Below are 14,648 nucleotides of genomic sequence, written 5' to 3' on the forward strand. Positions count from 1 at the left end.
CTGAAACGAATGTAAAAACCAAAAAAACGTTCGCAACATCAACCCTTAGCAGCTCGCAACACAGCAAGTAAAAACAGCAAAACAATTACAAACACGAAAGGAGCATCACTATGCGAACCATCAAGACAGCAGTGAAGGCCTGCGTCACTACTGCAGCACTCACTTCAGCAATAGGGCTCTCCGGCGCCGCCGTTGCCCAGGAGTACACCATCGGTGTCTCCATTCCCGCCGCCACCCATGGTTGGACGGGGGGCGTTAACTACCACGCCGAAGAAGCCAAAAAACGCCTTGAGGCGCTCTATCCCGATATAGAGATCACCATCTCAACCGCGGGCACAGCAGGTGAGCAGGCCAATGATCTGGAAGACCTGGTATCGCTACGCAACATCGACGCGCTGGTGGTGCTGCCGTTTGAATCTGGCCCGCTGACCGATCCGGTGCGCCGGGTTAAAGAGTCCGGGGTGTTCGTCACCGTGGTAGATCGAGGACTGACGGAAGAGGGGATCCAGGATCTCTATGTAGCGGGGAATAACCATGAACTAGGCCGCGTTTCCGGCGAGTACATCCGCGAGCGCCTTGATGATGAAGGCGACATTGTGGTGCTGCGCGGTATTCCCACGGTGATCGATGATGAGCGGGTGCAAGGCTTCCAAGAGGCGATTGAAGGCTCCGAGGKCAACATCCTCGATATGCAGCACGCCAACTGGAATCGCGATGATGGCTTTGAAGTGATGCAGGACTACCTGTCGCGCTTCGACAATATCGACGCCGTCTGGGCCCAGGATGACGATATCGCCCTGGGCGTCATCGAAGCGGTGCGCCAGGCGGATCGCGAAGATGAGCTGTTTATCGTCGGCGGCGCGGGTATGAAGGACATCATCAAGCGGGTCATGGACGGCGATGAGCTGGTGCCGGTAGGCSYGCTTTAYCCGCCCGCCATGATCGCCACGGCGATGGATCTTACCGTGCAACACTTCGTCTCCAACGGCCCTGTGTTGGGTGAGTACATTCTGGGCTCGCCGCTGATCACCCAAGAGAACGCCGAGCAGTACTACTTCCCCGACTCTCCGTTCTAAACACGGTCTGATCGCGTACTGATAGCGCGTACTGATAGATAGGCGCGGGTAAAAAGCATTCCTCCCACCCGCGCTTATCTACGCAATTAATCAACGCTTTATTGAGAGAGTCCTATGAAAACAATCAAAGGGCCAGCGCTCTTTCTCGCCCAATTTGCCGGTGATGAAGCCCCGTTTAACACGCTTGAAAGCATTGCCGCCTGGGCGGCGGGGCTAGGCTATCAGGGCGTGCAGATTCCCAGTTGGGATGCGCGCATGATCGATCTAAGACGCGCCGCCGAGAGCCGCACCTACTGCGATGAGATCAAAGGCATCCTGGCCGAGCACGGCTTAACGCTCACCGAGCTTTCTACCCACTTGCAGGGCCAACTGGTCGCCGTGCACCCAGCTTATGACGAGATGTTTGATGGCTTTGCAGCACCGGAGGTGCGCGGTAATCCCAAAGCACGCCAAGCGTGGGCCGTTGAGCAGCTAATGTTGGCTGCCAAGGCATCGCAAAATCTTGGCCTAACTGACCACGGCACTTTTTCCGGATCCCTGGCGTGGCCGTTTATCTACCCTTGGCCCCAGCGCCCTGCGGGCTTGATCGACACTGCGTTTGACGAGCTGGCCAAACGCTGGCGCCCGATTCTGGATGCTTTTGACGAAGCCGGGGTAAATCTCTGCTACGAAATCCACCCCGGCGAAGACCTCCACGACGGCATCACCTTCGAGATGTTCCTTGAGCGGGTCGGCAACCACCCGCGCTGCCACATTCTTTACGACCCCAGCCACCTGATTCTGCAGCAGCTCGACTACCGCGGCTTTCTGGATGTGTACCGCGAGCATATTCAGATGTTCCACGTTAAGGACGCCGAGTTTAACCCCAGCCCCAAGCAGGGCGTTTATTCCGGCTATCAGTCATGGACAGAGCGTGCTGGCCGCTTCCGCTCCCTGGGCGATGGCCAAATCGACTTTAAGTCGATCTTCTCGTGGATGGCGGCCAACGACTACCACGGCTGGGCGGTGTTGGAGTGGGAGTGCTGCCTGAAGCACCCGGAAGTTGGTGCCCGTGAAGGCGCGACCTTTATTCGTGACCACATTATTGAAGTCACCGAACGGGCATTCGACGACTTCGCCGACGGTGGCTCTGATGAGGCAGCCAATCGGCGCATCTTAGGTCTTTAGCGATTTGGGCCTCCACTAGACGACAGGACAAAGCGATATGAGCAATCAACAAGACACGCCGCGTCGGCTGCGGTTGGGCATGGTGGGCGGCGGCCAGGGCGCTTTTATTGGCGGCGTGCACCGCATCGCCGCCCGGCTGGATGACCACTACGAGCTAGTGGCCGGGGCCTTTGCTTCTGACCCCGAGCGCAGCCGAGACGCCGCGGCGGAACTACACGTCGCCGATGATCGCGCCTACCCCGACTACCAAGCCATGGCCGAAGCGGAGCGCAAGCGCTCGGATGGTATCGACGTGGTCGCCATTGTGACCCCCAACCATGTGCACTTCGACGTAGCGCGCACCTTTCTTGAAGCGGGCTTTCATGTGATCTGCGATAAGCCGATGACGATCACCCTGGAAGAGGCGCAAACCCTTGCCGAGCTGGTGGAACGGACGGGATTGTTCTTCGGCTTGACCCATAACTACTCCGGCTACTCGCTGGTACGCCAGGCGCGAGAGATGGTCGCCAGCGGTGAGCTGGGCGAGCTTCGCGTCGTTCAGGTGGAGTACCCGCAAGATTGGCTCTCCACCCGCCTGGAAGAGAGCGGCGTCAAGCAAGCCGAGTGGCGCACCGACCCCAAACGCAGCGGCCCGGCGGGCTGTTTGGGCGATATCGGCACTCACGCCTACCACTTGGCGCGTTATGTCACGGGGTTGCAACTGGAATCACTCGCCGCCGATATGCACACCTTTGTGGAAGGCCGTGCGCTGGATGACAACGTGCATATGCTGCTGCGCTTTAAGGGCGGTGCCCGCGGCATGCTGTGGTCGAGTCAGGTCGCGCCGGGTAACGAAAACGGTCTACAGCTTCGCGTTTATGGAAGCCTTGGTGGCCTTACTTGGCGCCAGGAAACCCCCAACCAGTTACTGCACTCACCGATAGGAGAGCCCACGCGCATCTTAACTCGCAATGGCCCAGGTTTAGGTACAGCTGCGATGGCAGCAGCGCGCATTCCCGCGGGGCATCCGGAAGGTTATCTCGAGGCCTTTGCACAGCTTTATCGCGATTTCGCGGTGCAAATTCACGCCCGCCAACACGGTGGCAGCCTTGAAGCGCTGGCCGCGCCCACGCCGGGTGTGGCCGACGGCGTTGACGGCCTGAGCTTTATCACCCGCGCGCTGGCTTCGTCCGCTGCCGGCGGGCGGTGGGTGGATGTCTAGAGCACGCTAAAACACGCAAAAGAGAGAGGTGAGAAACCCTATGAATCAGCACTCAGCGCGCTATGTAAGCCTTGAACAGCGTGTGGTCTTTATTACCGGCGGTGGCAGCGGCATCGGCGCCGCGCTTACCCGTGCCTTTCATCATCAGGGCGCACGGGTGGTGTTTGTCGATATTAACGACGCCGCCAGTGAGGCGCTGGTCGATGAGCTCCGCGCCGATACCGGCGAGGCGCCGTTGTATTACCACTGCGATATTCGCGACGTGGCTAGCCTGCAGCGGGTTATTGCCGAGACCGGCCAAAACGTCGGGCCTATTCATACGCTGGTCAACAATGCCGCCAGCGACGACCGCCACGACTGGCGGGAGGTGGATGTGGCCTATTGGGATGAGCGAATGTCGCTCAACCTGCGGCCGATGTTTTTTGCCGCCCAGGCGGCAGCTGAACAGATGATTGAGGCGGGCGGTGGCTCGATTATTAATTTTGGCTCGGTCAGCGTGCAGATGGCGCTGGGTGGATTACCCGCTTATGTCACCGCCAAAGCGGCGGCGCACGGCCTGACCCGCAGCCTAGCCCGGGAGCTGGGTGAGCACAATATCCGCGTTAATACCTTGGTGCCCGGTTCGGTGATAACCGAACGCCAGCTCGAAAAGTGGATTAGCCCTGAGGATGAAGTCGCCATTCAACAACGCCAGTGCCTAAAAATGCGTCTTGAAGCCCAGCATATCGCCCCCGCCGTGCTGTTTTTAGCCAGTTCTGAAAGCCAGGCGATTACCGGCCAGGAGTTGGCGGTGGATGCCGGCTGGGCATGAGCCCGCTAACGTTGAAATAATATTAGGAGAACATTATGCAGGTAGCTAACAATGACAACGTGTCCTGTTCACGTCCGCGTTCCTTAGCGCTAGCCATTGCCGTTACTGCTGCTTTGAGTTCAGGCGCAGCGGCGGCTGAGACCACGGTGACAGTATTAAGAATTGAGAGCAGCAGCGCTGAAAAGGACTACTACAACGAAGTGGTTGCCGAGTTCGAGTCGCAGCACCCTGAGGTTAATGTCGAGTTTGAATATCTTGCCAACGAGGCCTATAAAACGCGCCTGCCCACCATGCTGCAGTCCAGCCAGCGCCCGGATATCTATTACACCTGGGGCGGCGAAGGGCTGCGCGATCAGGTGGATGCGGGGTTTGTCCGCGACTTAACCGAGCCGATGCGCGATGGCTGGCAGGATATTTACCCTGAGTCCGCAGTGCGCGCCTTTACCCTGGATGATCGTGTCTATGGCGCGCCGCTCTACGCCACAGTGGTGGGTATCTGGGCGAACACCGCGCTAACGGAGCAAGCGGGGGTCGATGTAGAAGCGATTAAGACCTGGGCGGATTTTGAAAACGCCGTGGTGGCGCTGCGGGAAGAGGGCATAACCCCGCTGGTGGTCGGTGGTCAGGATGGCTGGCCGCTGCACTTCTATTGGGGCTCTTTAGTCACCCGCCTAGCCGGTGGCGAGGGCATCGAAGCGGCCAAAAGCGGTGACAACGGTGGCTTTAACGGCGAACCCTTTGTACGTGCTGGTGAAATGCTGCAGTCGTTGGTTGAGCTTGACCCTTTTCAGTCCGGCTTTATGGCCACTTCCTACGAGCGTGCCAGCGGCATGTTTGGCGATGGCGAGGCCGCCTTCCACGTAATGGGCGACTGGGATTATCTTCCTTCCAAGCAGCGCTCAGTCAGTGGTGAGGGTGTACCGGATGACGACTTGCAGTTTATTCCTTTTCCAGAGGTCGAAGGTGGAGAGGGCAACGCACAGAGTTTTGGCGGCATGAACGGTTTTGCAGTCACCCGCGACGCGCCCGACGAAGCGGTTCAATTCCTGCGCTTTTTACTCAATGCGGAGAACCAGCGTAAAGCGGCGGCGACGGGGATCTTTGTGCCGGTCGCCGAGGGCTCGGCCGAAGCGCTTGAAACTCCTTATGCCCGCCGGGTTGCAGAAATTCTTGATGAGTCCGAGTTCCATCAAGTGTTCCTGGATCAAGCGCTGGGCACCTCCGTTGGTGCGACCATCAATGACATTAGTGGCGATCTGGCCCAAGACGTTATCACTCCGGAAGAGGCCGCCGCCCAAGTTGATGAAGCCTGGCAGTTTAGATGATCTCCCCGCTAAAAGAGCACGCGCGTTTTCGCTCGTGCTCATCGATTTTCTGCCTCGGAGTTTGCCATGACCACGCTTGACCGAACCGCCGTGCCGCGGAGAGGGAATGCTGACCGGGTGAAGAAAGGCTTGGTGAGCGGTAAATTCACCGCGCTATTAATCCTGCTTCCACCGGCGTTAATCCTTTTTTCGCTGTTCGTCATTCTGCCGCTAGCGGATGCCGTCTATTACAGCGGTTTCTCCTGGAATGGCTACGGTGCGCCCAGTGACTTTGTCGGCTCGCAAAATTATCAGCGCCTGCTGGATCACTCGGTGTTTCATACCGCGCTGTGGAATACCGCCAAACTGATACTGGTATCGCTGCTGATCCAGATGCCACTGGCGCTGGGGCTGGCGCTGCTGGTGTACCGTAAAACGCCCACCAACACTCTGTTTAGGCTGGTGTTTTTCCTTCCCTATATCCTGGCCGAAGTGGCCGCTGGGCTTATCTGGAGCTTTGTTTTCGACGGTGACTACGGCATTACCAGCTCGCTGCTGCATGCCATGGGTCAGGAGTCGGTGTATGTGTTGGCCGATCACCAATGGGCGTTTCCAGCGATTATGACTGTGATCGTTTGGAAGTACTTTGGCTTCCATATGATGATCTACATTGCTGCCCTGCAGGGCGTGCCCAAGGATCTTGTCGAGGCCGCCAAGCTGGAAGGGGCAAAACCAAGACAAGTCGCACTCTTTGTACAAATCCCGCTGATTAAGCATGCCATCGTGGTGAGTGGTTTCTTTGCCATTATCGGCTCGCTACAGATCTTCGACATTATTATCCCGATGACCAACGGTGGCCCGTCCAACTCGACCCATACCATCGTTACCTACCTATATAGCTTCGGTCTCTCACGACTCAATATTGGCTTTGGTAGCGCCGCTGCGGTGGTGCTGTTTGTGCTCGCTATTGGGATCGCCTTCTTCTACCAACGCACTACGGCCAAGGGGAGTAAGGCATGAAAAGTATCACTACCCGTAACACGCTGCGCGTGATCGTCCTGATTGTGGTGGCAAGTGTTGTTATTGGCCCGCTGTTAGCGGCGTTCTTCGGTGGCTTTAAGGGCAATTCTGAGCTGCGCACCAATCCGCTGTGGCTGCCCGATAGTTGGGATGCGGGCAATTACATCGGCATCTTGCTGGATGGCAACTTCTGGCGCTACTTGGGTAACTCGTTTTTCATCTCGTTAATGACGGTGTTCTTAACCCTGGTGGTGGGGGCCGCTGCTGCTTACGTGTTTTCGCAGATCCGCTTCTTCGGCGCCAAGATGATTCTCTCCTATCTGCTGCTCGGCCTGATGTTTCCCTTTGCGGCGGCCATTCTGCCGCTGTTTATCAAGGTGCGGGATTTGGGCCTGCTGGATACCTATTGGGCGGTGATCCTGCCCCAGACGGCGTTTGGTTTGTCGCTAGCCATCCTGCTGTTTAAGGCCTTCTTTGACCAACTGCCCAAAGAGCTTTTTGAAGCCGCTTACGTCGATGGGTGCAGCTATTTACGCTTCTTCTGGTCGTTCACGCTGCCGCTCTCGACCCCCATTCTGGCCACGGTGGGCGTGTTTGTGTTTGTGCAGAGCTGGAACAACTTCCTACTGCCGTTAGTGGTGCTCAACGACCGCTCTATCTACACCTGGCCACTGGGCATGATGCAGTTCCAAGGGGAGTACCTTACTCAGTGGAACATGATTCTAGCCTTCGTGACTTTGACCATCATTCCGGCGGTTATTTTCTTTCTCGCCGCCCAGAAGTACATCGTGGCTGGCCTGACCGGCGGCTCGGTTAAGGGAWAAAGGAGGATCCATAATGAACGATGTTATTCATAACCCGATTCTGACCGGGTTCAATCCTGACCCCTCTATTTGTCGAGTAGGCGACGACTACTACTTAGCCACATCGACCTTTGAGTGGTACCCCGGCGTTCAGATCCACCACTCCCGCGACCTGGCTAACTGGGCGCTGGTCACACGGCCCTTGAACCGTGCCAGCCAGTTGGACATGCGCGGTAATCCGGACTCCTGTGGAATCTGGGCGCCCTGCTTAAGCTACGCCGACGGGCTGTTCTGGCTGGTCTATACCGACATGAAGCGTTATGAGGGGAACTTCAAGGATGGACATAATTACGTGGTGACAGCGCCGCGTATCGAGGGGCCCTGGAGCGATCCGGTCTACCTGAATTCAAGTGGCTTTGACCCTTCACTGTTTCACGATACCGATGGCCGCAAGTGGCTGATCAATCTGCAGTGGGATTATCGCCAGCGGGAAGGGCGGGATCGCTTCGGCGGCATTGTGCTGCAAGAGTACGATCTTGAGCAACGCCGCTTAGTGGGCGCCATTACGACTATCTTCACGGGCACCGAGCTGAAGCTGACGGAAGGGCCGCATCTTTACCGGCGTAATGGCTGGTACTACCTGCTGGTGGCGGAAGGCGGCACGGGCTACCAGCACGCGGTCACCATGGCGCGCTCTAAAACGCTGACAGGCCCTTACCAGTTACATCCCAACAATCCACTTCTGACGAGTCAACATGATCCTGAAAACCCGCTACAGCGTGCGGGCCATGCGGATTTGGTCGATAGCCCTGAAGGCCATAGCTCTGAAGGTAATAGCTACCTGGTGCATTTATGTGGCCGCCCCTTACCGGGTACCCGGCTTTCACCGCTGGGGCGCGAGACCGCTATTCAGCGGGTGGAGTGGGGGGCTGATGGTTGGCTACGGCTCGCCAATGGAGGCAATACCCCGGCGTTAAAGGTCGCCGTGAGTGGCGTTACACAAAAGCCCCCTGCGCAGGAGGAGCACTACGATTTTGAAACAGACACGCTGCCCGCTGCGTTTCAGTGGCTGCGCACCCCCTACCCTGAACGGCTCTTTTCGCTTACCGAGCGGCCCGGCTACTTGCGCCTATTTGGCCGTGAGTCGGTCGGTTCCTGGTTTGAGCAGGCGTTAGTGGCCCGGCGCCAGGACAGCATTTACTGCAGTGCCGAAACGACGCTTGAATTTGAACCCGAGGATATTCAGCAGTTTGCCGGGCTGATCGCCTACTACAACCGTTTCAAATTCCATTATCTGGCGGTGACCCTGAATGACACAGGCGACAAGGTGCTGAGCATTATCAGTTGCCTGGATGATTGGCCTAACGGGAATCTGGAGATAGCTGATGCGAGCGTGCGCCTTGCCCCTGGCACCACGATTCGGCTCGGGCTGGATATTCACGCCCGGGAGTTGCGCTTTCGCTATGCCCAAGGTGGCGAGGAGTGGCAGCCGATTGGGCCCGCTTTAGACGCTGGCCTGCTCTCCGACGAAGGCAGCGGTCGCGCCCACGGCTACTTCACCGGCAACTTCCTGGGCATGGCTGCCCACGACATTAGCGGCCGCGGCACCCCCGCCGATTTCCAGGCGTTCTGTTATCGCCGCGCCCCTCTTTCAGAGACGAGATAAGCTCATGGCTGAAGTAACACTACGCAATATCGAAAAGACGTTTTATGGCAAAACCACGGTAATCCCAGACTTAAATCTGCATATCGAAGATGGCTCTTTTACCGTGCTTGTCGGGCCTTCCGGCTGCGGCAAGTCCACACTGCTGCGCATGATCGCAGGCCTTGAAACCGTGACCCAGGGAACGATCACTATCGGCGGGGAGGATGTCACCACCGCCGAACCTAGCGACCGGGATATTGCCATGGTCTTTCAGTCTTACGCGCTTTATCCGCACATGACGGTCGCCCGCAATATCGACTTTGGTATGCGTCTGGCAAAGGTGCCCGCCAAAGAGCGCGAGGCTAAAGTTGCCGAGGCAGCACGCCTGCTCAATTTAGAGGATCTGCTGGAGCGTAAACCCGCCGAGTTATCCGGTGGGCAGCGCCAGCGGGTGGCGATAGGGCGCGCCATTGTGCGCAGCCCCGGTGTGTTTCTGTTCGACGAGCCGCTCTCGAACCTGGATGCCTCGTTACGTAATCGCATGCGGGTCGAACTGGCCGAACTCCATCAACGACTCGAAACCACCATGGTGTATGTCACCCACGACCAGGTCGAAGCGATGACCCTGGCCGACTGCATCGTGGTAATGAACGCCGGGCAGATTGAGCAAATGGGCAAGCCCATGGCGCTTTACCAGCGCCCTGAAACACTGTTTGTCGCTGGTTTTATTGGCTCGCCGAAAATGAACTTAATCGAAGGGCCGCTAGCGGCGGCCTATGGCGCCACCACCCTAGGAATCCGGCCCGAGCATCTAGAGGTAAGCCGTGATCAGGGTGAGTGGAAAGGGCGTGTGCGGTTCATCGAGAAGCTCGGCGCTGACGCCTTTGCCTATGTGGACAGCGAGCAGGCCGGCCCGCTCACCGTGCGTCTCTCCGGCGATGTCGAACTGAGTAATGGCGACACGCTGTTCATTACTCCGCAACAGACCCAGCTTCACGCGTTCGATGCCGGCGGACAGCGGCTGCCTGACGACGCGGTTCAACAACGCTCAACCAGTCGCGAGAGCACGCTACACCATTAGCTACTACCAATTTTTCAGCCATCAATAGGCACAAAAACGCTCAATAACAAAGCCAAGGAGCTAGACAATGACACAACAAAGAACGCTAAGCCGCTCATCGTATATTCTGGTGATTTGCTGTATTGCCGCCATCGGCGGTTTCCTGTTCGGCTTCGACAGTGGCGTGATCAACGGCACGGTGGATGGCCTACAGGCCTCTTTTAACTCTGATAGTGCGGGCACGGGGTTCAATGTCGCCTCGATGCTGCTGGGCTGCGCGATCGGGGCTTTCTTTGCCGGTCGCCTGGCGGATCGCTTTGGCCGTCGCACGCTACTGATCGTGGCGGCGGTGTTCTTCCTGATTAGTGCCTGGGGCTCAGGCGTTGCCGGTAGTTCTATGGAGTTTGTGTTGTATCGCATCCTCGGTGGGCTTGCCGTAGGCGCCGCCAGCGTGATGACCCCGGCTTATATCAGTGAAGTAGCGCCGTCTGCTTACCGTGGGCGACTAGCTACCATTCAGCAGGTGGCGATTATCTCTGGCCTGTTTATGGCCTTTCTGAGTAATTACGTCTTGGCCTATGTGGCGGGCTCGGCCATGTCAGAGCTATGGTTTGGCTTCGCAACCTGGCGCTGGATGTTCTGGATTGAATTGATACCGGCTTCTGTTTTCCTGGTGGCATTGTTGTTTATTCCTGAAAGCCCGCGCTATCTGATCAGCACCGGTAAGCAGGGTGAAGCCCGCCGTGTGCTTGGGTTAGTGATGCCGGAGCGCGATGTGAGCACTAAAATCGATGAAATTAACACCACCCTGGATCAGGATCACAAGCCACGGTTAAGCGATGTGATGAATCGCACCACTGGCAAGCTGCACGGAATCGTTTGGGTAGGGATTGGCCTGGCGGTTTTCCAACAGTTGGTGGGCATTAACGTCGTTTTCTACTACGGCGCGGTGCTATGGCAGTCGGTGGGTTTCTCCGAAGGCGATGCGCTGCTGATCAACGTGATCTCGGGCGCCGTGAGTATTGGCGCTTGCCTACTGGCGATTGCGCTGATCGACAAAATTGGCCGCAAACCGCTGCTTTGGGGTGGTTCGGTGGGCATGGCGGCGACGCTGGCGTGTCTTTCCTATGCGTTCTCTACGGCGTCGATGGTGGATGGCAGCCTACAACTATCCAGTGATATGGGCGTATTTGCGCTGCTATGCGCCAACCTCTATGTGCTGTTCTTCAACGCCTCTTGGGGGCCGGTGATGTGGGTCATGCTGGGTGAGATGTTCCCCAATCAGATGCGTGGTTCGGGGCTGGCGATTGCTGGTCTTTTCCAGTGGCTGGCCMACTTCGGTATCACCATGACCTTCCCGATTATGCTGGCGTCTATCGGGCTGTTCGGCGCCTACGGTTTCTATGCGATCAGTGCCGTTGCCTCTGTCTTTTTCGTTATTTACTTCGTCAAAGAGACGCGCGGAAAAGAGTTGGAAGCGATGGCCTACGAGTAACTCTGCTAGATTGCCCCGATTGCCTGTTCAATCGGGGATCATGTGCCTATTTTAAACAGTACAAGGCTGGTTTTTATTAATAAAATCAAAAGGTTGGTTTCTGTTTTAAACATATAAGAAGTTGTTTAATAATGGTTTTTATTTACTGATGCCATGAGGTGGCATGGTGGCTGCAATGGATGGGTTGAGAGCGTAACAGGAAGGACGACCTGACGCTCTTACACGTTAAACCCAGTGCGATGCTCGCACAGATGTTTAAGTAGCAACGTTTGATAGGAGCAGTATCATGATGAAGACGGAATCTCTCAAGAAACTTGGCATCCTAGGTGTATCATTTGGCCTAATGGCCAGCCCACTTGCTTTTGCTCAAGTGGACAGCAGCGACGAGTACGAACCGACCCCGCAGGAAGAAACGACGCAGGATGATCAAGGCACCGACAACAGCTACGACACTGAGCAAGATAAAGGTTCGGATGTAGGTACTGAGTACGAAGAGGAAGAGCAAGAATTCACTTACGAAGAAGAGGAAGAGGAGCAAGAAGTCCCCGCCACTGATGAAGAGGAGGATGACTCCGGGTGGTAATTGCAACTTTTTAAGGACTCACTTTTCTCGGGCTCATGGATGAGCCAACAGATGCCTCGCCAACTGCGGGGCATCTTTGTGTGTGGCCGTTAACACTGTCAACCCAAGCGGGCGATATCATTTCACGCTAAAGTGTTAAGCACCTTTACGCTTAACCATTGACTACGGTGCTCACAAGGATGTCTCAATGCCCCTGAAATGGATGCCCCTGAAATGGACAGACAAGCCCTATCTGCCCAAGGCCGAAGGCCGCATAGAGGCGATAGATTTAGCCCGTGGCCTCGCCATTGGCTTAATGATTATAAGCCACGCGGTCAGTGGATTGGTGGGTATTCGCAATGTGCCTGACTGGGGCATGGTGCCTGTTCATTTCCTGACTAAATTCTCCTCGTCGCTATTTATTATGGTGTTTGGCATTGCGCTGGCGGTGGCGTTTCTCTCCCATACCCAAAGTGATGACTGGCCGAAGCGACGCTTAAAGCTGTGGTTACGCGCCGTGGAGGTGTGGTTCTGGTACAAAGCGCTGCTCGTTATTGAAATGCTGCCGTTCTATCCGCCCAGCGAAATTGTCGATGCCCTGCTCTACGGCCGTTTCGCAATTTGGGTCGAAATTTTAGGCTTCTACGCCATTGCCCTGTTGTGGGTGCCGCTGATTCTGCCCCTGTGGGCGCGGGCGCCGCTGTGGAGCCGACTCGCCACGATTGGTGTGTTAATTGCGCTGACCGTTTGGCTGCAGAGCCTCACTTTCGGGGGTAATGATATTCTGAAAGCCTTGCTGGTAGATCACGAAGATCATTACACCTGGGGGCAGATAAGCCGCGCGCCAATGATTCTAGTGGGCCTTTTGATCGGTGAAGCATTGCTACGCTGCTACTTTGAGCCCGCCACTCGCCGACGCTTAGTGCTCACGCTGTTGGGAGTGGGTGCGCTAATGGTGGCTGGGTTTTATGCGTTGGCGTTTGCCAGTGGCGATGTCCACGCGGCAATGCTGGCGATTGCCAATAATGCGGGTAAACATCCGCCAGGGCTGCAGTTTATGTTGTTTAGCTTAGGCGGTGCGCTGGTGCTGTTAGCGCTCGCGCTTGCTGGCGGCGCTAAAGCGGCAAAGGTTTTAATGCCGCTGACAATTGTTGGCTCTAACGCCCTCATGGCGTTTATTTTCCATATTGTGATGATCTTTCTAGTGCTGCGCTTTCTGTGGGAAGGCGAGGGGATGTATAGCTATCCACAGGCACTCGGCGTGGGCGGGTTGTTGATACTTGGCGCCGCGGGGTGGATTTGGTTGACCCGCTGGATGGCTAGACACCGCTAATCACTACTCATATTTCTGGAGCTTACGATTTGCGACACTGGATTCAACGTGGACTGGTTGCCATAACGCTGTTCATAGCGCTGCCTGTCCATGCAGAGAACTACGATACAAATTGGTACTATGAGGTAGATAAACAGAGCACCTGGCAGGGAGACTTAACCGCACGTCTACAGGCTATCGAGGGTGTGTTTGAGGGCGAATTGGGCGTTTATGTGCAGAACCTTGCCAGTGGCGAAGCCTACTCCTGGCGCGCCGACGATCCTTGGTACTTAGCCTCGCTGATTAAAATACCGGTGGCGGCACAGGTGCTCGCCGCGCGCCAGGCGGGCACGCTGACGCTGGATGAGCGGTTAACGCTTGCACGGAGTGACTTTGTCGATGGCGCAGGGCCTACCAACTGGCACGACCCCGGTACGCCTATCTCGATCCGTTACTTAATGGAGCAGATGATTACCGTCAGCGATAACACCGCTTCCGATATGTTGATTGATCGCGTGGGACTTGATGCGGTGAACCAACGCGCCCGAACCATGATCGCGGCCAGCGGCGGCAACCCCGATGAGATTGGCCCTATCTCTAAATTAGKGGGAGTACGCCAGGGGGTTTACGGAGAGCTGCACCCGGATGCACGCGCGCTTGGGGGCATGGATTTTATCGCCCTGCGCCAGCATCCGGTCAGCCAGCGTGGGCAAGCGTTAGCTCGGGCGTTGGGAGTCAGTACAGAGTCTTTCACGCAGCCGGATTACGATCACGCTTTCGATGCTTACGAAGCCACCGGTGAAAACGTAGGCACTCTAAGCGCCTTTGGCGACCTGCTCGCCAGTTTGCACCACGTTCAACAAGGACGTGCCATGGACGATTTAGATGCCGAGCAGCGGCAAACGTTATTGGCGCTAATGCAGCGAACCCGTTCCGGCAAACAGCGTCTTAAGGCAGGCCTGGGAAGCGGTATAAGCTTCGCCCATAAAACCGGGACCCAGCAGCGCCGCAGTTGCGATGCGGGCATTGCCGAGAGCGACAACGTTAATACTGCAACAGAAGGGCCGTGGGTAATTGTCAGCTGTACTCGCGGGCCTTTGGCGGTAAGTGCCCACGAGCGAGCCTTGGCCAGCGTGGGTGAAGCGTTGCGCTATAGCGGTGCTCTCGGTAAGCCGTGATAAACTATTGCCCT

At 56.7% G+C, this 14,648-nt stretch carries 13 protein-coding genes; all 13 read left to right on the forward strand.

Going from position 1 to position 14,648, the window contains the following annotated elements; all coding sequences use genetic code 11:
• The first annotated feature begins 110 nt into the window (after positions 1-110).
• The 13 genes from HALO_RS04200 (at position 111) to HALO_RS04260 (ending at position 14,634) form a co-directional block, all read left to right on the forward strand.
• Complete coding sequence (locus tag HALO_RS04200) at positions 111-1,076, forward strand: ABC transporter substrate-binding protein (protein ID WP_050713097.1); 966 nt, start codon at positions 111-113, stop codon at positions 1,074-1,076.
• 114 nt (positions 1,077-1,190) lie between these two features.
• On the forward strand, positions 1,191-2,243 hold the full coding sequence (locus HALO_RS04205; protein WP_035580577.1) for a sugar phosphate isomerase/epimerase family protein: 1,053 nt from the start codon (positions 1,191-1,193) through the stop codon (positions 2,241-2,243).
• A gap of 37 nt (positions 2,244-2,280) precedes the next feature.
• The gene (locus tag HALO_RS04210) at positions 2,281-3,444 is read left to right on the forward strand and encodes a Gfo/Idh/MocA family protein (protein WP_035580574.1); all 1,164 of its coding nucleotides are present in this window, start codon (positions 2,281-2,283) and stop codon (positions 3,442-3,444) included.
• Between the two features lie 40 nt (positions 3,445-3,484).
• Positions 3,485-4,255, forward strand: a complete 771-nt coding sequence (locus HALO_RS04215) for an SDR family NAD(P)-dependent oxidoreductase (RefSeq protein WP_035580572.1) — start codon at positions 3,485-3,487, stop codon at positions 4,253-4,255.
• Positions 4,256-4,290: 35 nt separating this feature from the next.
• A complete protein-coding gene (locus HALO_RS04220) occupies positions 4,291-5,580 on the forward strand; it encodes an ABC transporter substrate-binding protein (protein ID WP_050713098.1) in 1,290 nt (429 codons plus the stop codon).
• A gap of 66 nt (positions 5,581-5,646) precedes the next feature.
• Entirely contained in the window at positions 5,647-6,579 is a 933-nt protein-coding gene (locus tag HALO_RS04225) for a carbohydrate ABC transporter permease (protein ID WP_035580569.1), read from the forward strand.
• On the forward strand, positions 6,576-7,436 hold the full coding sequence (locus HALO_RS04230; RefSeq protein ID WP_050713099.1) for a carbohydrate ABC transporter permease: 861 nt from the start codon (positions 6,576-6,578) through the stop codon (positions 7,434-7,436). The genes HALO_RS04225 and HALO_RS04230 overlap by 4 nt, the downstream gene beginning before the upstream one ends.
• Positions 7,417-9,048: a glycoside hydrolase family 43 protein gene (locus HALO_RS04235; RefSeq protein WP_035580563.1), complete on the forward strand. Its 1,632-nt coding sequence runs from the start codon at positions 7,417-7,419 to the stop codon at positions 9,046-9,048. Before HALO_RS04230 ends, HALO_RS04235 begins: the two co-directional genes overlap by 20 nt.
• Positions 9,049-9,052: 4 nt before the next feature.
• Entirely contained in the window at positions 9,053-10,108 is a 1,056-nt protein-coding gene (locus HALO_RS04240) for an ABC transporter ATP-binding protein (protein WP_035580560.1), read from the forward strand.
• A gap of 67 nt (positions 10,109-10,175) precedes the next feature.
• Entirely contained in the window at positions 10,176-11,582 is a 1,407-nt protein-coding gene (locus HALO_RS04245; protein WP_050713100.1) for a sugar porter family MFS transporter, read from the forward strand.
• 286 nt (positions 11,583-11,868) lie between these two features.
• Entirely contained in the window at positions 11,869-12,165 is a 297-nt protein-coding gene (locus HALO_RS04250) for a hypothetical protein (RefSeq protein ID WP_442905674.1), read from the forward strand.
• Positions 12,166-12,352: 187 nt separating this feature from the next.
• A complete protein-coding gene (locus HALO_RS04255; protein ID WP_035580554.1) occupies positions 12,353-13,477 on the forward strand; it encodes an acyltransferase family protein in 1,125 nt (374 codons plus the stop codon).
• Between the two features lie 29 nt (positions 13,478-13,506).
• Positions 13,507-14,634: a serine hydrolase gene (locus HALO_RS04260; RefSeq protein WP_172821655.1), complete on the forward strand. Its 1,128-nt coding sequence runs from the start codon at positions 13,507-13,509 to the stop codon at positions 14,632-14,634.
• The last annotated feature ends 14 nt before the right edge of the window (positions 14,635-14,648 follow it).

Source organism: Halomonas sp. R57-5, from assembly GCF_900070345.1.
Classification (GTDB): Bacteria; Pseudomonadota; Gammaproteobacteria; order Pseudomonadales; family Halomonadaceae; genus Vreelandella; species Vreelandella ventosae_B.

Bases quoted from the DNA above. Each gene is read 5' to 3' on its own strand.
- HALO_RS04220 (WP_050713098.1), top strand. From the start codon at position 4,291: ATGCAGGTAGCTAACAATGACAACGTGTCCTGTTCACGTCCGCGTTCC.
- HALO_RS04225 (WP_035580569.1), top strand. From the start codon at position 5,647: ATGACCACGCTTGACCGAACCGCCGTGCCGCGGAGAGGGAATGCTGAC.
- HALO_RS04235 (WP_035580563.1), top strand. From the start codon at position 7,417: ATGAACGATGTTATTCATAACCCGATTCTGACCGGGTTCAATCCTGAC.
- HALO_RS04205 (WP_035580577.1), top strand. From the start codon at position 1,191: ATGAAAACAATCAAAGGGCCAGCGCTCTTTCTCGCCCAATTTGCCGGT.
- HALO_RS04250 (WP_442905674.1), top strand. From the start codon at position 11,869: ATGATGAAGACGGAATCTCTCAAGAAACTTGGCATCCTAGGTGTATCA.
- HALO_RS04240 (WP_035580560.1), top strand. From the start codon at position 9,053: ATGGCTGAAGTAACACTACGCAATATCGAAAAGACGTTTTATGGCAAA.
- HALO_RS04255 (WP_035580554.1), top strand. From the start codon at position 12,353: ATGCCCCTGAAATGGATGCCCCTGAAATGGACAGACAAGCCCTATCTG.
- HALO_RS04215 (WP_035580572.1), top strand. From the start codon at position 3,485: ATGAATCAGCACTCAGCGCGCTATGTAAGCCTTGAACAGCGTGTGGTC.
- HALO_RS04210 (WP_035580574.1), top strand. From the start codon at position 2,281: ATGAGCAATCAACAAGACACGCCGCGTCGGCTGCGGTTGGGCATGGTG.